At 36.9% G+C, this 19,679-nt stretch carries 21 protein-coding genes, 1 pseudogene and 1 riboswitch; of the genes and pseudogenes, 18 read left to right on the forward strand and 4 right to left on the reverse strand.

The genetic code is table 11. The annotated features are described in order from the left end of the window. Positions 1-3 precede the first annotated feature (3 nt). Both EDD72_RS05410 and EDD72_RS05415 read right to left on the reverse strand, forming a co-directional pair. Positions 4-192 carry a hypothetical protein gene (locus tag EDD72_RS05410; RefSeq protein WP_132768055.1) on the reverse strand — a complete coding sequence of 63 codons (189 nt, stop codon included), beginning with the start codon at positions 190-192 and terminating at the stop codon, positions 4-6. Between the two features lie 133 nt (positions 193-325). Next, a complete protein-coding gene (locus EDD72_RS05415) occupies positions 326-1,306 on the reverse strand; it encodes an NAD(P)/FAD-dependent oxidoreductase (RefSeq protein WP_132768057.1) in 981 nt (326 codons plus the stop codon). A gap of 210 nt (positions 1,307-1,516) precedes the next feature. Between EDD72_RS05415 and EDD72_RS05420 the strand changes: the two genes are divergently transcribed. From EDD72_RS05420 to EDD72_RS12485, 3 genes are all read left to right on the forward strand, one after another. Continuing rightward, positions 1,517-1,948 carry an RrF2 family transcriptional regulator gene (locus tag EDD72_RS05420; protein ID WP_132768059.1) on the forward strand — a complete coding sequence of 144 codons (432 nt, stop codon included), beginning with the start codon at positions 1,517-1,519 and terminating at the stop codon, positions 1,946-1,948. A gap of 209 nt (positions 1,949-2,157) precedes the next feature. Then, a complete protein-coding gene (locus EDD72_RS05425) occupies positions 2,158-3,351 on the forward strand; it encodes an NAD(P)/FAD-dependent oxidoreductase (protein WP_279388089.1) in 1,194 nt (397 codons plus the stop codon). A 160-nt stretch (positions 3,352-3,511) separates the two neighbouring features. Beyond that, complete coding sequence (locus tag EDD72_RS12485; protein ID WP_165894976.1) at positions 3,512-3,634, forward strand: YuiA family protein; 123 nt, start codon at positions 3,512-3,514, stop codon at positions 3,632-3,634. 63 nt (positions 3,635-3,697) lie between these two features. Here EDD72_RS12485 and EDD72_RS05430 read toward each other — a convergent pair whose 3' ends face one another. Next, positions 3,698-4,429: a chlorite dismutase family protein gene (locus tag EDD72_RS05430; protein ID WP_207893648.1), complete on the reverse strand. Its 732-nt coding sequence runs from the start codon at positions 4,427-4,429 to the stop codon at positions 3,698-3,700. A gap of 238 nt (positions 4,430-4,667) precedes the next feature. Between EDD72_RS05430 and EDD72_RS05435 the strand changes: the two genes are divergently transcribed. From EDD72_RS05435 to EDD72_RS05470, 8 genes and pseudogenes are all read left to right on the forward strand, one after another. Further along, positions 4,668-5,333, forward strand: coding sequence for a 3D domain-containing protein (locus tag EDD72_RS05435; RefSeq protein WP_132768063.1), 666 nt, complete (start codon positions 4,668-4,670; stop codon positions 5,331-5,333). Positions 5,334-5,447: 114 nt separating this feature from the next. After that, on the forward strand, positions 5,448-5,831 hold the full coding sequence (locus tag EDD72_RS05440; protein ID WP_132768065.1) for a DUF309 domain-containing protein: 384 nt from the start codon (positions 5,448-5,450) through the stop codon (positions 5,829-5,831). A 73-nt stretch (positions 5,832-5,904) separates the two neighbouring features. Then, positions 5,905-7,410 (forward strand): leucyl aminopeptidase, encoded by a 1,506-nt coding sequence (locus EDD72_RS05445; protein WP_132768067.1) that lies wholly within the window; start codon positions 5,905-5,907, stop codon positions 7,408-7,410. 140 nt (positions 7,411-7,550) lie between these two features. Further along, complete coding sequence (locus tag EDD72_RS05450) at positions 7,551-8,129, forward strand: LemA family protein (RefSeq protein ID WP_132768069.1); 579 nt, start codon at positions 7,551-7,553, stop codon at positions 8,127-8,129. Beyond that, the gene (locus EDD72_RS05455) at positions 8,126-8,884 is read left to right on the forward strand and encodes a TPM domain-containing protein (RefSeq protein WP_132768071.1); all 759 of its coding nucleotides are present in this window, start codon (positions 8,126-8,128) and stop codon (positions 8,882-8,884) included. Before EDD72_RS05450 ends, EDD72_RS05455 begins: the two co-directional genes overlap by 4 nt. Before the next feature lie 152 nt (positions 8,885-9,036). Beyond that, positions 9,037-9,278: pseudogene (locus EDD72_RS05460) on the forward strand (molybdopterin-dependent oxidoreductase); the annotation flags it as partial. 151 nt (positions 9,279-9,429) lie between these two features. Beyond that, positions 9,430-9,569, forward strand: a riboswitch (cyclic di-AMP (ydaO/yuaA leader). Positions 9,570-9,667: 98 nt separating this feature from the next. Beyond that, complete coding sequence (locus tag EDD72_RS05465; protein WP_132768073.1) at positions 9,668-11,500, forward strand: APC family permease; 1,833 nt, start codon at positions 9,668-9,670, stop codon at positions 11,498-11,500. 105 nt (positions 11,501-11,605) lie between these two features. Then, positions 11,606-12,001, forward strand: a complete 396-nt coding sequence (locus EDD72_RS05470) for a hypothetical protein (protein WP_132768075.1) — start codon at positions 11,606-11,608, stop codon at positions 11,999-12,001. A 55-nt stretch (positions 12,002-12,056) separates the two neighbouring features. On the opposite strand, the gene EDD72_RS12935 is transcribed toward EDD72_RS05470, so the two are convergent. Beyond that, positions 12,057-12,185, reverse strand: coding sequence for a hypothetical protein (locus EDD72_RS12935; RefSeq protein WP_279388090.1), 129 nt, complete (start codon positions 12,183-12,185; stop codon positions 12,057-12,059). A 243-nt stretch (positions 12,186-12,428) separates the two neighbouring features. Between EDD72_RS12935 and EDD72_RS05475 the strand changes: the two genes are divergently transcribed. The 7 genes from EDD72_RS05475 (at position 12,429) to EDD72_RS05510 (ending at position 19,675) form a co-directional block, all read left to right on the forward strand. Beyond that, on the forward strand, positions 12,429-12,875 hold the full coding sequence (locus EDD72_RS05475) for a CBS domain-containing protein (protein WP_132768077.1): 447 nt from the start codon (positions 12,429-12,431) through the stop codon (positions 12,873-12,875). Between the two features lie 168 nt (positions 12,876-13,043). After that, the gene (locus EDD72_RS05480; protein WP_132768079.1) at positions 13,044-13,775 is read left to right on the forward strand and encodes a (Fe-S)-binding protein; all 732 of its coding nucleotides are present in this window, start codon (positions 13,044-13,046) and stop codon (positions 13,773-13,775) included. Next, positions 13,772-15,193: a LutB/LldF family L-lactate oxidation iron-sulfur protein gene (locus tag EDD72_RS05485; protein ID WP_132768081.1), complete on the forward strand. Its 1,422-nt coding sequence runs from the start codon at positions 13,772-13,774 to the stop codon at positions 15,191-15,193. Before EDD72_RS05480 ends, EDD72_RS05485 begins: the two co-directional genes overlap by 4 nt. Then, positions 15,190-15,891: a LutC/YkgG family protein gene (locus tag EDD72_RS05490; RefSeq protein WP_132768083.1), complete on the forward strand. Its 702-nt coding sequence runs from the start codon at positions 15,190-15,192 to the stop codon at positions 15,889-15,891. The genes EDD72_RS05485 and EDD72_RS05490 overlap by 4 nt, the downstream gene beginning before the upstream one ends. Before the next feature lie 312 nt (positions 15,892-16,203). After that, positions 16,204-17,622: a Na+/H+ antiporter NhaC family protein gene (locus EDD72_RS05495; RefSeq protein WP_132768085.1), complete on the forward strand. Its 1,419-nt coding sequence runs from the start codon at positions 16,204-16,206 to the stop codon at positions 17,620-17,622. A gap of 185 nt (positions 17,623-17,807) precedes the next feature. Beyond that, the gene (gene prxU, locus EDD72_RS12825; protein ID WP_243643781.1) at positions 17,808-18,401 is read left to right on the forward strand and encodes a thioredoxin-dependent peroxiredoxin; all 594 of its coding nucleotides are present in this window, start codon (positions 17,808-17,810) and stop codon (positions 18,399-18,401) included. A gap of 128 nt (positions 18,402-18,529) precedes the next feature. Continuing rightward, positions 18,530-19,675 carry a UDP-N-acetylmuramoyl-tripeptide--D-alanyl-D-alanine ligase gene (locus tag EDD72_RS05510; protein WP_132768092.1) on the forward strand — a complete coding sequence of 382 codons (1,146 nt, stop codon included), beginning with the start codon at positions 18,530-18,532 and terminating at the stop codon, positions 19,673-19,675. Positions 19,676-19,679 lie beyond the last annotated feature (4 nt).

A 19,679-nucleotide genomic window follows, 5' to 3' on the forward strand; every position in this document is an offset into this window, starting at 1 on the left:
CACCTAATTTGTACGTTCTAATTGAAAGCTATAAAGAGTATAACTAGCCATAAAAATAAATGATAAGATTGCGCCAATGATGGCATCGACTCGGCCCAGTGGAAGGTTTCCTAAAAGAATGGCAATTGGGAAGAAGAAGGTTGCGATGATGATCAGGAGGATATAGGTCCAATACAATATACTTTTCAACATTTTTTACACCTCGTATCCTTAAAGTATTTATAAATTTATTTTGTAGTATGAAGAGACAATTTATACAGAAAAATAAAATAAAAAACCACTCCAGATGGAGTGGTTTCGCATTTGATAAGTGCTCAATTCGGTATTAATGTTTATGAACAGGCTGAATACGCTCTTCAGGGTTAATATAGTGTTTCGCGTTATTTACCGCTGTTGGTGCCTCGCCAAAACCTGCAGCGATTAACTTGATTTTTCCTTCGTAAGTAGCGATATCACCAGCAGCATAAATGCCATCGATGTTCGTCTTCATTGTCGAATCAACAACGATTGCACCGTTTTTGATTTCAAGACCCCAGTTTGCAATGGGTCCAAGAGAGGAAACAAATCCAAAATTGACGATCAAGTCATCAATTTCAATAACTTGTTCTTCTTCGCCTTTAGGAGTAGCGATGGTTACACGCTCGATCTTTTCATTACCTTCGAGTTTAGTAATCACACGAGGAACAATCACATTTACTTTTGAAGCATATAATTTTTCAACGCTATGTTCATGAGCACGGAACTTATCACGACGATGGATAATGGTTACCTCTTTTGCAATGTTTTCCAACATTAATGCCCAGTCAACAGCAGAGTCTCCGCCACCAAAGACAAGAACACGACGGTCTCTAAATACTTCCATATCACTTACAAAGTAGTGTAGGTTGGTTTTTTCGTATTTTTCGGCTCCTTCAACATCGAGACGACGAGGTTCAAAAGCACCGATACCAGCTGTGATAATGACAGCTTTGGATAAGTGTGTACCTTTACTTGTTGTTAAAACGAAAATACCATCACCATTTTTCTCGACATTTTCTACTTTTTCATCTAGGCAAACAGTAGGATTGAATTGCATTGCTTGTTCTTCAACGCGTTTTACCAATTCGCTTGCTAGAACTTTGGGGAAACCAGCTACATCGTAAATATATTTCTCTGGATACAATGCAGTAAGTTGTCCCCCAAGTTGTGGCATTGCCTCAATTAACTTTACACTTGCTCCTCGCATTCCTGCATAGAATGTAGCAAATAATCCTGCAGGACCGCCACCTATAACTGTAATGTCGTAAACCTTTTCATCATGTACCATGTTTCTGCCTCCCACCTTTGCATGATTTTAACATGTCCCATGTTCATTATAAACTGAGGAAGAGTGATTTTAAAGATAGAAATTCTGAAAAATAATAAAAAAAACACAATTCGCTCTATTTGACATAACCTCAGAGCATTAATACAATAAAAATACCAAAATTCTTTTCATTGTAAAGATAAAAAGTGTAGTTGCTAAGGGGGAGACCAGATGAAGCTTTCTTCACGTGGCCATTATGGGCTTCGAGCAATGGTCTATTTAGCAAAACCAAAAAATAATCAGCCGATCCCATTAAGGCAAATTGCAGCAGATGAAAAAATCCCTGAGGCTTTTTTAGAACAGATCTTTGTTGACCTTCGTAAAGCGGGATTAGTGAAAAGCGTCCGCGGTCCAAAAGGAGGATATCGGTTAGTAGACTCTCCAGAAAAAATTGTGGTTGGTAATATTGTTCGTGTGTTAGAGGGAACGATGAATATCGTTGATTGCATGGAAGATAACGATGGCAATTGTTGTGATAAAAATGAGGATTGTTCTACCAAAATTGTCTGGGAAAAGCTTCGCACAACAATGGCCACTGTTTTAGACGGAATGAAACTTTCTGATTTGGTATTAGGCGAAAAAACCATGATTGATACATTATAAATTTGGGAATTATATTATAATTTTTTATGATTCTCATCGATGTTTTGACATGGTATGATAAGTATAGATAATTAACAACATTATTACGTTGTCAATAAACTTATCATAGTATGTCTTTTTTCTTTATTTATTGTAACAAAATATTTTTGTTTTTTAGTGAAAGTTGTTTCGAAAGGAAAAGATATTGTTAAAAAATAGGGAGTGAGAATGTGAAGGTTTTAATTTTGGGAGCAGGATATGGTGGTTTGATGACTGCACTGCAACTACAAAAGGAATTAGATTACAATGAAGCAGAAATCACAATCGTAAATAAGCACAGTTATCACTATATTACCACTCATTTGCATGCTCCAGCCGCAGGAACATTACCTACCAATAGAGTGAAAATTGAATTAGATGATTTAATTGACCGCGAAAAAATCAATCGAATTCAACAAGAAGTAGTCGAAATATCTCTTGAAAATAAAAGTGTCAAATTAAAAGATGGACAGATATTAGTTTATGACGTATTGGTCATTGCCTTAGGAAGTGACATAGAAACCTTTGGTATCAAAGGTTTAAAAGAGCATGCTTTTGTCATTCGTAGTGTTAATTCCGTCCGTTTAATTCGCGAACATATCGAATATATGTTTGCTAAATACAAAGCAGAACCAGATCATTCAGAGTATTTAACCTTTATTGTTGGGGGAGCAGGTTTTACAGGTATAGAATTTGTAGGGGAACTTGCTGATCGGGTACCAGAACTTTGCAAAGAATTTGATGTAAACCCTGAGGTCGTTCGTATTATTAATATTGAAGCTGCTCCTACCGTCTTACCTGGATTTGAACCCAATCTTGTTGAACATGCAATGGAAGTTCTAAAGGGTAAAGGCGTGGAAATTCGAACCAACACGCCAATTAAGGAAGTTACAGCTGAAGGGGTTACTTTAGCAAATGGAGAACAAATAAAATCGGGAACAGTAGTATGGACAGGTGGTGTACGTGGAAACAAAATCATTGATAACCTTGGAATTGAAACGATCCGTTCTCGAGCAAAGGTGGATCCTTATTTAAGAGCACCTGGGTATAAAGATATATTTATTATCGGCGACAGTTCCATTGTATTTGATGAAAACGTAAAACCCTATCCTCCAACTGCGCAAATCGCTGTTCAAGAAGGTGAATATGTAGCCAAACAGATCGTTTCTCTTATTCGCAATGGTGAAATGAAGTTGAAACCTTTTAAATTTCAATACCGTGGAACCGTTGCTTCTTTAGGTCGCAGAGAAGCGATTGGAACAGTAGGAAGATGGAAGATAAAAGGAATGACCGCTTCATTAATGAAGCAATTGATAGATAATCGATATTTATATTCCATTGGTGGCTTGCCGCTAGTCTTTAAAAAAGGAAAATTTTTAGGATAATTTGATCGATTTGATTTGATCCATTCAAAGCCGAGATTCCTCGGCTTTTTTGTTTATTAAGAACACGAGACAATTCGGTCAATCCAATTGCAAAACGAATATTAATAATCTCCTGAATAATTGATATATTATACAAATAAGGGTGAAAGGGGTATAGAAGATGGTCCAAGAAACAGAACATGTTTGTGGACTATGTGATGGTCAGGGGTATCATGTTGTCATGGTTGGTGGAACGGAAACTTGTCCTGCATGCGATGGGTTGGGAGTAGAAGAAGAGATATAAATGATTGTAAAGAGAAATATATATAATGAAGGAAGTCCCAAGTTATTTGGGACTTTTTTGCTGTTAGATCGTTTCAAGTAATTCATCAATATCATTTTTACGAATACAGGTATACATCGGAGTATCTCGTAAGGTATATCGGCTTGCTTCCGTTTCTCTTAATTCTTGAACGAGATCGAGAAAATCTTTTGGTTCATCCGTCTCAAAAGCGACAACAAATTCTTGATCGTCAATCCCAAACGAATAAGTCGTATTTAATTTCACAGAGGGATATTTGTTTCCAATTTGAATATGTTCATCCATCATCCCTTGACGAGTTGCGAATGTTAAATGGTACCAATCCCTTGTTTTTACAAAAGGGTAGACGAAGAGATATTTGTATTTTCCGGGTATGATGAAAGCTCGCGAGTTTTGATGTTCAGGCTCAATTTTATCTACGTACATACTTCTTTTTGAAATCGATAGATAGGAATAGGTAACTGTTAAATATTGACCTAAACCAGTATGTAATAACTTAGTAGTCATTTCTTGAAAAAGTTCTAAGCGGTTAGTGATTCTCCAAAGCATAAAATCAACATCTGCTCGAATACCAACAAGGGAATAATAAAGAAGCATGAGATCGGAATGATTCATATATTCTTTCACTACTTGTTGGAATTCATCTTTCCTTCTTTTTTGTTCATCTTTGCTCAATCTGCGAAAAGCAGGGTCTACCTTGAAGAAAATAAAGTTGATGTATTGAGTTGGACGATTTGGGGAATTCGTTGTTTTAGTTGCATGTGGATTCAGATTCATTAGCGATCCTCCTTTTTCATGGTAACTCATTCTCATTTTAAACAAAGATAAACCGTTTTACAATATAAACACTAGGTATTTAGTATAAAAAGGACAAGATTTATTTTTGTCAGGTCGAATCGGTAAAATTAGCAAGAGATAATTTCCAAGTTCATGCAAAAATCTAAGAAGTTCTCTCTAAAGTAGGTATAAAAATTTTTTTGTCGGAAAAGATGAACTTTAGAGAGGAGGTAGATCAATGTCTACCAAAAATAAACAACCAGCTAAATTATCATTACTCTTCTTGCTGGTTGTAATATCCATCCAATTGATGGGGTTTACAATGATTCCAAAACAAATAGAAAATAGGAATCAAAACAATCACGTGAATCATGATTTTATGAATGAGATGTTTCATTTTTTCCTTGAAGATCATCAATTACCCTTCTTAGGAAAACTGTTGAGTAAAGAACAAAAAGAACCTATAAAAGCCAAAAGTAATGAAACGAAAAGTCAACCTATCTTTGATCTTTCCAAATATGAAAAGGTACATGTGGTAGCGACAGGTTATACAGCTGGAAAGGAATCAACAGGTAAAGATAAATCTCACCCTCAATATGGTATTACTTATTCCGGAGTTCGAGTCATAAGAGGGAATTATTCTACGATCGCCGCTGACTTAAACGTTTTCCCAATAGGAACCGTCCTTTATATTCCAGGATATGGCTACGGTGTTGTTGCCGATAAAGGTTCGGCGATAAAAGGGAACAAATTAGACCTTTATTTTGAAACTATTCAAGATGTTTATCAAGAATGGGGAAAAAGAGAAGTTGATGTTTATGTGATTAAAAAAGGCGATGGGACTTTAACAGAAGAGGTTATGAAAGAATATAACCGTGCAGAACCAGTTGATGCAATAAAATAAAATGATTTACGGGCAAGGAGTAAATATCCTTGCCTTTTTTGATTGTATTCGAAATCGTGCAATTTGTGTTTTCCTTTGTTATGATAAAAGTATTCTTTAGTCAGGGGTGAAATGATGTTCAGAAAATATCCTGAGGAATATTATTTGTTTTTTGAGAAATTTAACGAAGGGGAATATTACGAATGCCATGACCTACTTGAAGAAATTTGGTTAACAGATCGGCAAAACAAGTTTCTACAAGGATTATTACAAGTGGCTGTTGCCGTTTATCATTTCGAAAACGGAAATATTTACGGTTCGAGAGCCCTTTTTCAATCTGCTTATCAATACTTACAACCTTATCGTCCTGAATATTGGGATCTTGACTTAGAGCCTGTGATCAACTTTATTGAAAAAGCATTAGCTGTTCTACCTCAAGAAAGAAGGATCTCCATCGATGAAGTCACAAAAATCGATTTTCCTAAGATTCAATTACATTTGAAACAGGAAAAACTTTAGCCAACCGAAATAATTTTCAATTCAGTGAAAAAAAAGTACAATATTCCATATCCATTTTTTTGGAGGTGTTGTCATGAAAATCGAATTTACGAATCTAAATGTTGCAGAGATTAAAGCAGATTTGTTGGTATTTGGTCATTATCTCAATGAAAAAAAACCACAGGGTAAGTTAGCAGAGTTAGATCAAGTTCTTGATGGTGCGATTTCGGATTTAATTCAGCAAGGGGATATTACGGGAAAGGCAAAAGAAACTGTTCTTATTCATACGTTTGGTAAAATTCCTGCCTCTCGGGTTTTAGTAATTGGTTTAGGAAATTATGACCAATTCGATCAAGATCTGATTAGGGAAGTAGCTGCTATTGCTGTAAAACAAGGAATCAAAGTGAAAGCAAAACGAATCGCTTCTTGTCCTTTTGGTATCAATCATCCTAATGTTCATGAACACCATGTGACTCATTCATTTGCGGAAGGGGCTGTTTTGGCTGCTTATCATTTTGAAGGGTATCGTTCAGAAAAAGAAGAGCATCACCAAATCGAATTCATCCAGCTGATGGCAGATCAAGTATCGGAAGAATTAGAGTATGGAATTGAATGTGGAACTGCTTATGGATTAGGAACCAATCTTGCAAGGGATTTAGTCAATTCCCCTGGTAATCTGATGACGCCGACAAAGATGGCAGAAAAAGCAGTAGAAATTGCTCGCCGTTATGGGATGGAATATGAAGTCCTCGGTAAAGAAGAGATGGAGCGTTTAGGAATGGGCGGACTTTTGGCAGTGGCCCAAGGAAGTGATCAACCGCCAAAAATGATCGTGATCAAATATCGTGGTCGAGAAAAGTGGGATGAAGTTTTAGGTTTTGTCGGAAAAGGTTTAACTTTTGATAGTGGTGGAATTTCGCTAAAACCTGCAGCGAATATGGATGAAATGAAAACAGATATGGCAGGAGGAGCAGCCGTTCTTGGAGCGATGGAAGCGATCGGGCGATTACGTCCAAAAGTAAATATTGTTGCCGTCATTCCTTCTACTGAGAATTTACCATCTGGCAAGGCCTATAAGCCTGGAGATGTCATCCGTACGATGAGTGGAAAAACGATTGAAGTTTTAAATACAGATGCAGAAGGTCGTCTAATTTTAGCAGATGGAATTACCTATGCAAAAAAGCTAGGAGCAACAAGAATTATTGATCTAGCCACTTTAACAGGAGCGATTCTTGTAGCGCTAGGTACGGTAACTACAGGGGCTTTTACAAATGATCCTGCTTTCCTTGAAGACTTTAAGAAATCAGCGAAAAAAGCAGGCGAAAAAATTTGGCAGTTACCTACTTTTGATGAATATAAAGAACAAATTAAAAGCCAAATTGCTGATTTGAAAAATACTGGGGGAAGAAATGCAGGCAGTATTACTGCTGCACTATTCTTAGATGCTTTTGCAGAGGATACTCCTTGGATTCATTTAGATATTGCGGGTACAGCTTTTACATCTAAGGAAACACCGACTACTCCAAAAGGAGCTACTGGTGTGATGGTTCGCTCTCTTGTACAAATTGCGAAACATTATGGAAAACACGGGATGAAATAAATAGAATTTAGGATATGGCAGGGGATTTACTTAAAAAACCCTTGCCCTTTTTTTACGCTGACGCTAATCGCTTTGTTTTCTCGTTATATCTTAATAAAAGAGGTATAATATAAATTAAAAGGGAGTGAAAGGAGAATCTCATGAAAAAAGGAACCATTATTTTAATTGTTATTGTTGCTATTTTTGCAATACTCGCTTTTTCAATGATAGGTAGCTATAATAGCTTTGTTTCACAAGAAGAAGCGGTAAATCAATCTTTTGCCCAAATTCAAACCCAATTACAAAGAAGAATGGATTTAATTCCGAATCTGGTCAATACCGTCAAGGGTTATGCCGCTCATGAGAAAGAGGTTTTGCAAGGGATTGCCGATGCAAGGGCTCGTTTAGCAGGAGCCAGAACACCTTTAGAAATGGCGAATGCGAATACAGAGTTGAACTCAGCTTTAAGTCGATTAATAGTTGTTGTCGAACGGTATCCGAATTTAAAAGCGGATCGACAATTTACGCAATTAATGGATGAATTGGCAGGTACGGAGAATCGAATTGCAACCGCAAGAAGAGATTACAATACTGCGGTACAAACCTATAATCAACAGATCAAAAGGTTCCCTGGAGTGATTGTCGCTCGTCTATTTGGTTTTGAGCCAAAGGAATATTTCCAAGCGGATGAGAATGCCCAAAAGGCACCATCTGTTGATTTTGGGAGTCAATCGAAATGAAAAAGAGGTTAAGAGGAATCTTTTTTCTTCTCTTTGCTATCACGGTTTTATTTCAATCCATTAGTTTTGCTCAAATTGAGATTCCAAAACCTATTGGAGATATATATGTTCAGGATTTTGCGCATGTCTTAACTCCTGATCAAAAGGCTGAATTGATTGATCTAGGAAGAAGATTAGATGATGCCACAAAAGCGCAAATTGCAGTTTTAACGGTTGATACGACAAATGGTATACCAATTGAAGAATATGCAACCACCGCTTTTCGTACCTACCAGTTAGGTGATAAAAAATTAAATAATGGTGTGTTATTTGTTATTGCAATGAATGACCATAAGATGAGAATCGAAGTTGGCTATGGTCTTGAAGGAGCAATTCCTGACGGGAAAGCAGGACGAATCTTGGATGATTTCGCTGTTCCATATTTGAAAAATAATCAACCAGACTTAGCTGTGATGGGGGTCTATAAGGCTCTGTATAATGAGGTGGCTAAAGAGTATCATTTAAACTCAGATCAATTGGTTCAAAATAGACCACCTGATACTCCAGCAAAAAAATCATTTAGTCTTTCCGAACTTGTGTGGGCTCTTATTATTTTTGTCTTTATCCTTATTGATTTTATCTTCTTCGGCGGCTTTTTCACCTTTACGATTCTATCGCTAGTTGCAAGAGGAGGCGGTGGTCGATTCGGTGGTGGCGGTCCACGTGGAGGTGGCGGTGGATCATCCGGTGGAGGCGGAGCAAGCCGTGGATGGTAGTATTGAAGCCGAGTGATTCGGAGATAGTGGGTTTATATATTCCATAAGCAGCGACTTTTGGGAGTGTATTTCTTACTATTTTTTTTTATTCAAAAGAAATACACAGACAACGGAACTGCTATGGAATATATAAACCTATCTTTTTGATTACCAATCTTCCAATCAAAAACTTCATGAGAAGTGAGAACTTATTTGCAACCTATCATAACGGTGAGCCTTTGACAATCATGGTTGGCCTTTACGTTTAGTGATTCCACACCTCTATTTCTGGAAAAGCGCAAAATGGGTGAGAGGAATCGAGCTCATGAAAGAGGATAAACCGGGTTTTTGGGAACGAGCAGGATACAATATGTATGGTGATCCGTGGAAAGAACAAAGATATAAAGATGATTGATAACAAGTGAAATGATGATATTTCAAGCGAAAAGCGAATATATTATCAATTTTCATGCCAAATACAAGGTAAATTAGGCTACTTTTAAAAAACGTTTCTATTTTACAAAAGGATAGATGAGGAGTATGATACATCTCATACAACTTAAGAATGTTATTAACTGCTTAATCCTTTATGGAGCGGGGGAACCATCGTATCTGGGGTGAATCCTATGAATGATTCATAGGTAGGGCGTTCCTTCTCTACGTCCGAATCCGTCAGCTAACCTCGTAAGCGATATAGAGAGGTGTTTATCGTGTAGACGTTAAACTGATACCACGAGAAAACCATTCTCGTGTTTTTTCTTTTATGGACTTTAATTTTCAAAAAAAGGCAGGAATGAGGATTCTATGTCGACAAATCAATTAAAAAGGTTGCTTATAGGTTCACCATTACGGACAAAACAACTATCTCATGAAAAATTACCCAAATGGAAGGCATTAGCGGTTTTTTCATCGGATGCCTTATCTTCAGTAGCCTATGCAACTGAGGAGATTTTACTCGTATTGGCTTTGATTGGAACAGGAGCATTTGCTTATTCCTTACCGATCTCGCTGATCATTTTATTTTTACTGTTAATTATTACGATTTCCTATCGCCAGATTATTTTTACTTTTCCTTCAGGTGGTGGAGCGTATCTTGTAGCAAAAGAACATTTAAACATTAATTATAGCTTAATTGCTGGGGCAGCATTGATGATTGACTATATTTTGACTGTCGCAGTAAGCGTGACTTCAGGGGTGGCGGCAATCACTTCTGCTTTTCCATTTTTTATTCCTTGGAGAGTTCTATTATCTGTTTTACTTGTAGTGATCCTTATGGTTCTCAACTTGAGAGGAATTCGTGAATCAGCCACCGTATTTGCTTATCCAACTTATTTATTTATTGGTTCAGTATTGCTGATGATTTTATTTGGGGGATATCAACTCTGGCATGATGGATGGCACGGTTATCCGCAAACAGCAATTCATCATGGGAATTCTCTAATAGGTAGTGGGGCGATTTTATTACTTTTTTTACGAGCATTTGCTTCGGGATGTTCGGCAATGACAGGAGTAGAAGCAATTAGTAATGGAGTTCCCGCCTTTCGGTCACCATCTCCCAAAAACGCAGCGAAAACAATGATTTGGATGTCAGTCATTTTAGCAACAATGTTTTTTGGGATTACGATTCTTGCTTATGGATATGGAATTACACCGAAAGAGCATGAAACTGTTGTTTCCCAAATTGCAGAACATATTTTTGGAAGAGGAATACTCTATTATTTCATACAAATTGTAACGATGTTCATCCTTTTCCTTGCAGCGAATACAAGTTTTGCCGGTTTCCCCCAACTCACTTCCATTATTGCGAAGGATGGGTTCTTACCAAGAAACTTAACAGCACGAGGAGACCGTCTTGTGTTCTCAAATGGGATTATTTTATTAAGTGTGATGGCAATCATATTGATTATTGCCTTCCATGGTGATAGTCATGCTTTGATTCCTCTCTATGCAGTAGGAGTATTTTTATCTTTCACGATTGCTCAGGCTGGAATGGTCAAGTCGTTTATACAAGAAAAAGGAAATAAATGGTTATCTAAGACGATGGTCAATGGTATTGGGACCTTATTTACAGGAATTGTGACCATCGTGACAATTGTTGCCAAGTTTACTGAAGGTGCTTGGATGGTTACTTTAGCCATACCTATTGTTGTCTTAATTTTTTATCGCATCAAAGATCATTATAATGATGTTTCCAATGAGCTACGACTGGAGCAACCGATTCAAATCAGTGAAATGACATCGAAAGTGATTATCCCTATTTCGGGGGTAAGTAAGGTTGTTGCTCAATCGGTATCATATGCGAAAAGTATTTCAGATGATGTGGTTGCGGTTACGGTAGCGTTTGATGATGAACAAGCATCACGAATGAGAGAAAAATGGAATTCTCGGATTCCAAATGTTCCTCTAGTCATTTTACGTTCACCATATCGAACATTGATTCCTCCTTTAATGAAATATATTGATAATTTGGAAAAGTCAAGTGATAACATGTTTATTACGATATTAATACCGCAATTTATTGTAAGAAAATGGTGGCATACATTATTGCATAACCAAACAGCAGTTGTTTTGAGGACCGTTTTGTTGCATAAAAAGAACGTGGTCGTTACAACGATCCCATTTCATTTAAGACATTAAACTTTTTCTCTCTACCATAGACTATAGAATCGAATGAGTCTATTCTATATAATTAAGACGAGTTCTATTTTGAAATGATAAACTTTAATTCATGAATGGAAAGTGATGGGGATGGAAGAAAAATTAGCGATTGATATATTTGTTCAATTTTCAACCAGGAATTTATCCGAATTTAAAAAGGCCATTCCAAAAATAAAAATGATTTTAATGAAAGATCTACAGTTAGATGATCGGTTTCATCCCAAAAAGTATGTTCGTTATTATCTAACATTGAAAATATTAAGAATGTCTGACCAAATGCCGATTCATCCAGATTTTAATATTTCACAACAACGAATTGAACGTATCCATAATGCAGCACTTACCCTTGATATTTTAGAGATGAAGCTTTATTCGATAACAGGCTTGAACGAGGATTTGTTTTGCCATGTTGAGGTTGGTGGTGTTTATGTTTTGGAGAATGAAGAAGAAGCAAATGTAGACCCGTGGTACAGTATTTAAAAAAAGCAGACGATATGAAAAATGTCGTCTGCTTTTTTGAAGTATATCTTGTTCATTATCTCGTTTTTTTATTCGGTTGAAACTGTTCAGCATTTTCTTTTGCCATTTGCATTTCTTCATAAAGACCTTTTTGATCTGCATTGACTCGAAGTTTCTGAGGTGTTTTATGTTTTTCTTCTCCCATCTATTTAAGCCTCCTTTCGTTTTTTCTAGTGTTCGATGGGAAAGATCGTTTCATGTATAAAAAGAGGTTGTCTATGATTGACAATAATTCCAATTATGGTACATTTAAAATGTTGGGAAACGCTTTCATATGGAGTTAAAACTCCATATGAATAAGTTCGGCTTTATCAAATCTAACTTTTGACTTCAGACTTTCTGAACAAATTTTGCGAAGCAAAAATTGTTCATTAGGGAGAGATGTGTTATGCAACAATTGGATCAATTTCGGGATCAAATTATGTCTAAGGAGATTGGTTCACTTATTATACCTTTTCAGAATGTGATTACTGTAAGATCAACATGGAATTTAGAAAAGGCTTTAAGTAAATTGATGGAATCTGGTTGGTCTTCTGTCCCTGTTCTAAATGAGGCGGATGAAGTAGAAGGGGTTATCAGTAAATCGGAAATCCTTGAATACGCTAGGATGGAGAAAGTCCCATATTATCTTGATTTTCGTCGTAAATTCGTCCATGATGCGATGAAGCAAAATGTCCCGATGTTAAGTGATGATACCATATTACGCTATGGAATCGAATTACTTGTGGATTGGCCGTATTTGCCTATTGTCAATCATGATCGGAAATTCATCGGAATCTTAACTAGACGATCAGTATTAGATTATTTGCTAAAAGAGTTCTATGAAGCCGAATAAATTCATTTCATAATTTTTAAATAGTTCTATTGAATCAAAAAGAAATGTGAACTAAAATCAAAGTGTAGTAATGAAAGCGTTATGATTAACCTCATAAATTTTTTATGAGGTTTCTAATTAAACAGGTCATCAGATGACCATATAATCTTGTGAATGGGTGTGAGGAAAGTGAAGGTTTCTCTTTTTGCAACTTGTATTACTGATATGTTTTATCCCAATGCGGGAAAAGCGGCGGTAAATCTATTACGTCGTTTTGGGGTAGGGGTGGATTTTCCACAAGGTCAAACGTGCTGTGGACAGCCTGCTTATAATAGCGGTTATATGGAAGAAGCAAAGCAAGCTGCCAAGCAAATGATTCGTGCTTTTGAACATAGTGAATACATCATTGGCCTCTCTGGTTCCTGTAGTTCCATGTTAAAAAAACATTATGTGGAATTATTTGAGGGAGATCCAGAATGGTATCCGAAAGCGGTTTCACTCTCTGAGAAAGTGTATGAATTCTCCCAGTTCTTTGTCGATGTATTAGGTATTACCGACGTGGGTGCTGAATTAAATGCCACTGTCACACTTCATATTGCTTGTCATACACGTCGAGGTATGGGAGTTGTCGATCAACCAGAGCAAATGTTACGTGCTGTGAAAGGACTAAAATTTGTTCCACTACCAAATGCAGAAGATTGCTGTGGTTTTGGTGGTACTTTCTCCGTGAAGAATCCAGAAATCTCTGAGGAAATGGTTCAGGAAAAAACGGAACATATAGAGGAGACAGGTGCTGAAATTTTAGTTGGAACAGATCTGGCTTGTCTAATGAATATTGGTGGACGGTTACGACATAACGGAAAACCAATACCAATGATGCATATTGCAGAAATATTAGAACGGGGGTTGGCGAATAAATGAGTAAAGAAACCCACCAAAGATTAGTTGAACGTGTAAATAAGGCTAAGAAGGATCAATTCCTCAAGCAATCGTTACAAAAAGCCCAAGCTCGCTTTCGTGACGGAAGAAAAGCAAGAGCAGATGAATTAGGAAATCTTGAGGAATGGAAAGAAAGAGCAAGTCAGATTCGTAGACACACGATTGAAAATCTCGATAGTTATTTAGAACAATTTGCTAATAATGTTCGCAAGTTAGGTGGAAAGATTTATTTTGCTAGTACAGACAAAGATGCAATCGATTACATTAAAAAAGTAGTGAAAGAAAAAGATACCCATTCGATTGTAAAATCAAAGTCGATGGTTTCGGAAGAGATGCATTTAAATAAGGCATTAGAAGCTGAAGGAATCCGAATGGTAGAAACGGATTTAGGGGAATATATTATTCAATTAGCAAATGAAACCCCCTCCCATATTATCGTACCTGCGATTCATAAGAATAAAGAACAAGTGGCCGAATTATTCTCAAAAGTAGCAGGTAAGGAATTACCTACTGATCCGCATGAGCTTACCGAATTTGCCCGTAAGACGTTACGACAAGAGTATTTTAAAGCAGAAGTAGGAATTACGGGTTGTAACTTTGCCATTGCAGAATCGGGTTCATTTGTTCTTGTTACAAACGAGGGAAATGCTCGGATGAGTACCACTCTTCCACGAACACATATCGTGATCATGGGGATGGAGCGTATCGTACCCACATGGGAGGATTTAGATGTTGTTCTTTCTTTATTACCACGCCATGCGACGGGCCAAAAAATCACTAGTTATGTAACAGCGATAACGGGACCAAAACAGCCGCAAGATATTGATGGTCCAGAAGAGTTGCATATTGTGGTTGTCGATAATGGACGTTCGGGTATCTTGGGAACAAAATATCAAGAAGTTCTCAAGTGTATCCGTTGCGGGGCTTGTCTAAATGTATGTCCAGTATATCGTCATATTGGCGGGCACGCTTATGGAAGTGTCTATCCTGGACCGATCGGTGCGGTATTATCTCCATTATTAAGTGATAAGGAAGATCATAAAGAGTTACCATTTGCTTCAACGTTATGCTATGCTTGTTCAGAAGTTTGCCCAGTAAAAATTCCATTAGCTGAGTTACTGATTGAGCATCGTAAAGATTATGTAGATAGTAAACGGTCTTCTTTTGGTGAACGGATGGCAATGAAAGTGTTTGGAATGGTTGCTGGAAGTCAAACTCTTTATGAGACAGCCACTAAAGCAGCTCACTCTTTAACAAAGCCGGTTACAAAGGATGGTTACTTTAATAGGGCCCTGCCTGTTTTACGTAATTGGACTGATGTCAAAGATATGCCGCAACCAGCAAAAGAAACCTTTAGGGATTGGTGGAATAAAGAGGGAAAGGATGCTGGTAAAGAATGAGCAAATCATTGAATCATGATCAAGAAAGTTTCTTAAATCATATTTCTAAACGATTGGGACGTGAACGTCGTTCCAATGTTTCACCTCCCAAATATGATCAATTTCCATGGGATCATCTCTACCAAGGAATGGATCAAGAGGGATTGATCCAGCAATTCATTAAAAATCTTGAAGCGATTGCCGGAAAAGTTCGACGTATTTCTTTAGCTGATGTAGCAAATGAGATTATAAATATTATTGATGAGATTCAAGCAAAAAAAGTAATTATCTGGGATGATCCAAGGTTAGAACAATATGGAATTGAAGAAGCGTTAAAAGATAAGATAGAGTATATGAAGTGGGAGACAACCAAAGGATTCGAAACACTTACTCAATATGCCGAAAAAAGCCAGATGGGCATAACGGTGACTGAATTAGGATTGTCAGAAACAGGTACAATTGTCCTATATAATGAGGGTGGCAAGGGGAGAAGTGTGAGCCTTCTTCCAGAAGTTCATGTTGCGATTTTACCTTCAGAAAAGATCGTCACTCGGTTAACTCAAGCGTTGCAAATGATCAAAAGAACTTTTGATGAGAAAGGGCGTCTCCCTTCCCTCATTAACTTCATTTCCGGACCAAGCAGAACATCTGATATTGAGATGGTACTAACGACAGGAGTACATGGGCCAAAAGAATTATATGTTTTAATTGTCGATTAGACCATGATTAGAACCTCTCTTAATTGAAGAGAGGTTCTTTTTGTGTGCGGACGGCATGGTACGAAATTCGTAGAGCCTGTATAAGCGATTGTAGAGGGAAAAGCTCCTATTTTTGGAGGATCAAATCGTACTTTTCTTGGATATCGTCGATAGTCTTCCATACTGATCAGTTGAGGTACATAATGTATTTTTTTAGTATTTTTGGTATGGAATGAATGCCTAAGAATTGTAAAAGGTCTTAGAAAGGGTATAGACTTTATTCTTTATAGCCATACTAATTAGGAAGAATGAGGAAGATAAGGATGTGAAAATATGTCATCTTGGACAGCGTTGGTACCATTCTTACTAGTTATTCCTATTTCTATTTTTACAAAGCAAGTGATTCCAGGACTGTTTGTCGGGCTACTTGCAGGAAGTTATTTAATGGACCCCAGTCTACTGGGTGGGTTAAGAAAATTTTTATATTATCTTGTACATAATTTGGTCCAAACGAATAATATAAGAATTATCATCTTTTTATATGTGTTTGCTGGACTAGTGAGTATGATTAAGTTAACTGGCGGAATCAAAGGATTCGTTCATCTCGTTAGTAAAAAAGTAAAAACGAAACGTTCTGCTTTTATGCTGACATGGCTATCGACGATTGGAACATTTAGTGATCCAGATTTTCGCATTGTTACGATTGCTCCGATCATGAAAGCATTAAAACAAAGATTAAAATTATCATCGCAAGAACTAGGTTTTGCAATCGAAGCAACTTCTAATCCTGTTGTAGCATTGATCCCCATAGCAACGGCGTTTGTAGGTTATATGGTCTCTGTGATTCAACTTTCTTTAGAAAAAGTTGGGATACATGATAAACCCTACACAGTATATGTAAAAAGCATTCCTTTTAATTTTTTCTCTATTGTCATGATTTTAGTTGGAATCTATTATAGCTTTTTTAAACATTCAAAAGAAACAAAGATGGTAAATACGGGGGAAAATCCTCAAGCTGATCAAGGAGAAGAAGCATTAGATGCCTGCTATCGTGCTTACGAAAAGGAAACTCCGATTAAACCTTGGAATTTAATTTTACCCTTAGCGACTGTTTTAACATTAACCTTGTTCTTAAGTTGGTGGGATGGACATTTTAAAACAAAAAGTTTTTTTGATGCGTTTATTCAAAGTGATGCTCTGGGTGTTATGTTGGAAGGATTATTTATTACTCTTATCTTAACGATTGTTTTTTTCTTGTTTCAGAAGTTTAAGTTCAACGACCTCTTGACTCATTTTGTTAAGGGGGGGAACGAATTGATGTCCGTGATAATCTTACTAGCACTCATTTGGGGAGTATCTGATGTTTCTGAAGCATTAGGTTTTTCGAAATTCATCATTGCGCATATTGGCAGTTGGATTCCTCATTATTTAATTGCCCCTGCTTTGTTCTTGATTGGAGCTATTATTTCCTATTTCATCGGTTCATCATGGGGAACGTGGGGATTATTGATGCCTCTAGGTGTAACATTGGCTCATACCTCTGGTACTAACATTCTATTAGCAGTAGGAGCTGTCTTCTCAAGTGGAACATTTGGGGCATTTGCTTCACCATTAAGTGATAATACAAATACATTGTGTACGATTTTAGACTTACCGATTATCGAGTATTCCCGCTATAAGTTAGTTCCTTCATTAGTGGCAGCAAGTATGACGACCATACTTTTTGGAGTAGCGTCATTTTTGTTTAGATAGAATTTTTAAGTATAATTTATAATTATAGTTAAAAATGTCAAAAGTGCAGAAAATAGTTGATCAGTAAAACTTACTTTGGTAAGATTTAGTTAAAATTAATGTATAAAATAAATGTAGGTTTAATAAACTACGCAATGGGAACCTACAAATTTTATATGAGGAATCTCAAAGAGGGAGGAAATAAAATGGTTCAAGTTGGGCAAAAGGCTCCTGATTTTACTGCAAAAGCTTATTATCAAGGTAAATTTACAGAAGTAAAACTATCCGATTATGCTGGTAAATGGATCATGCTTTGCTTCTATCCAGGCGACTTTACCTATGTCTGAGCGACTGAAGTGGCAGCAGTTGCTGCTAAAAAAGCAGAGTTTGATGCACTTGGAGTTCAAGTTCTGTCTGTAAGTACGGATAGTATGTTCGTCCATAAAATGTGGAATGATGAAGAACTCTCCAAAATGGTTGATGGTGGCGTTCAATTCCCAATGCTTTCTGACAATGGAGAGATTGGCCGTAAGTATGGCGTATTTAAAGAAAGTGAAGGCGTTGATATGCGTGGGCGTTTCATCATCGACCCAGATGGTGTGATCCAAGCAATGGAAGTTCTTACACCTCCTGTTGGACGTCGTGTAGATGAGGCACTTCGTCAAATACAGGCTTTCCAACATGTTCGTAATTCGAACTACACAGAAGTTACACCTGCAGGTTGGACTCCTGGCAAACCTACATTGAAGCCAAACCCTGAATTGGTAGGTAAAATTTGGAAAGAGTGGAAACTTTCTTAGACATAATCAATATTTTAAAGGACGCTTCATTTGAGGCGTCTTTTTTATTGCATTTTTAGACGTTTTTTGGGCTTACCTGTTTCCTTTGTTCATCATAGTATAAAATACCTTACGATTATAAAAAGGTAATTTGTGTTCATCGACCATTGGAAGGGGGTAAGAAATTGGCAAAACCTCTAATCTTAAATATTCCGGTAGTTGGAATTACGGGGAGTGCAGGAAAAACGACAACCAAAGAAATGACAGCATCGGTCTTACAACAAAAATGGAAAATATTTAAAACAAAAGGGAATGCCAATACTTATAAAAATACATTGAAATATCTGAAAATGATTCACCCCTACCACCAAGCCGTTGTTTTAGAGTTTGGAATGTTACATTCAGGTGGAATAAGAAAGCATTGTCAGATCATTCAGCCGAATATCGGGATTATCACGAATGTAGGGTCTGCACATATTGGTAATTTTAATGGCAAAATTGAAGGGATTGCGAGGGCAAAATCAGAATTAATTCAACATATGAAGCAAACGGGGACATTGATTTTAAATGCAGATGACAAGAATTCGCAATTACTTCAAACAAAAAGGTTTCCTGGGAAAATCATTACGATTGGGATTAATCAGCAAGCAACTTACCAAGCTAAAAATGTAAAGTATGTCCGAAGTGGAATGGAATTTGAAGTATCTTTAAAGGGAAAAAAGCATCGTTTTTATATTCCAACCTTTGGTATTCATAACATTTATAATGCGTTATTCGCAATCGCAGTTGCAGATCATCTAGGGTTCGATGCTGAGTTGATCAAACGGGGACTAAGAGGATATACTAAACCTCGTAGAAGATTAAATGTGTTTACTCTTCCTCAAGGAATTCAAATCATTGATGATACGTATAGTGCTAATCCCCATGCGATGAAAGCTGCAATAAAGGTTGCCTCAGATATTGGAAATAAGAACAAAATAGCGGTACTAGGAACGATGTTAGAGATGGGGAATTATTCAGTCAAGGCGCATAAAGATGTAGGAAGATTTTTAGCGAAACATCATTTCAATTATCTTTATACTTTTGGTAAACAAGCGAAATATATTGCTGATGGTGCAATTGAAGCTGGTTTTCCACGAAGTCATATCATGACTTTTTTAGAAAAAGGAAAAATGCACGCAAATCTCATTACCAAAATAAAACCGAACACAACCATATTGATCAAAGGATCTCATGGAATGAAAATGAATGAAACAGTTCATTTTTTAATCAATTACTACAAGAAGCGGACATAGTGCA

The organism is Tepidibacillus fermentans (assembly GCF_004342885.1).
Classification (GTDB): Bacteria; Bacillota; Bacilli; order Tepidibacillales; family Tepidibacillaceae; genus Tepidibacillus; species Tepidibacillus fermentans.

What these genes read in the sequence shown, in the direction of transcription:
- EDD72_RS05410 (WP_132768055.1), bottom strand. Translation starts at nt 192, where the DNA reads ATGTTGAAAAGTATATTGTATTGGACCTATATCCTCCTGATCATCATC.
- EDD72_RS05415 (WP_132768057.1), bottom strand. Translation starts at nt 1,306, where the DNA reads ATGGTACATGATGAAAAGGTTTACGACATTACAGTTATAGGTGGCGGT.
- EDD72_RS05420 (WP_132768059.1), top strand. Translation starts at nt 1,517, where the DNA reads ATGAAGCTTTCTTCACGTGGCCATTATGGGCTTCGAGCAATGGTCTAT.
- EDD72_RS12485 (WP_165894976.1), top strand. Translation starts at nt 3,512, where the DNA reads ATGGTCCAAGAAACAGAACATGTTTGTGGACTATGTGATGGTCAGGGG.
- EDD72_RS05430 (WP_207893648.1), bottom strand. Translation starts at nt 4,429, where the DNA reads ATGAATCTGAATCCACATGCAACTAAAACAACGAATTCCCCAAATCGT.
- EDD72_RS05435 (WP_132768063.1), top strand. Translation starts at nt 4,668, where the DNA reads ATGTCTACCAAAAATAAACAACCAGCTAAATTATCATTACTCTTCTTG.
- EDD72_RS05440 (WP_132768065.1), top strand. Translation starts at nt 5,448, where the DNA reads ATGTTCAGAAAATATCCTGAGGAATATTATTTGTTTTTTGAGAAATTT.
- EDD72_RS05445 (WP_132768067.1), top strand. Translation starts at nt 5,905, where the DNA reads ATGAAAATCGAATTTACGAATCTAAATGTTGCAGAGATTAAAGCAGAT.
- EDD72_RS05450 (WP_132768069.1), top strand. Translation starts at nt 7,551, where the DNA reads ATGAAAAAAGGAACCATTATTTTAATTGTTATTGTTGCTATTTTTGCA.
- EDD72_RS05455 (WP_132768071.1), top strand. Translation starts at nt 8,126, where the DNA reads ATGAAAAAGAGGTTAAGAGGAATCTTTTTTCTTCTCTTTGCTATCACG.
- EDD72_RS05465 (WP_132768073.1), top strand. Translation starts at nt 9,668, where the DNA reads ATGTCGACAAATCAATTAAAAAGGTTGCTTATAGGTTCACCATTACGG.
- EDD72_RS05470 (WP_132768075.1), top strand. Translation starts at nt 11,606, where the DNA reads ATGGGGATGGAAGAAAAATTAGCGATTGATATATTTGTTCAATTTTCA.
- EDD72_RS12935 (WP_279388090.1), bottom strand. Translation starts at nt 12,185, where the DNA reads ATGGGAGAAGAAAAACATAAAACACCTCAGAAACTTCGAGTCAATGCA.
- EDD72_RS05475 (WP_132768077.1), top strand. Translation starts at nt 12,429, where the DNA reads ATGCAACAATTGGATCAATTTCGGGATCAAATTATGTCTAAGGAGATT.
- EDD72_RS05485 (WP_132768081.1), top strand. Translation starts at nt 13,772, where the DNA reads ATGAGTAAAGAAACCCACCAAAGATTAGTTGAACGTGTAAATAAGGCT.
- EDD72_RS05490 (WP_132768083.1), top strand. Translation starts at nt 15,190, where the DNA reads ATGAGCAAATCATTGAATCATGATCAAGAAAGTTTCTTAAATCATATT.
- EDD72_RS05495 (WP_132768085.1), top strand. Translation starts at nt 16,204, where the DNA reads ATGTCATCTTGGACAGCGTTGGTACCATTCTTACTAGTTATTCCTATT.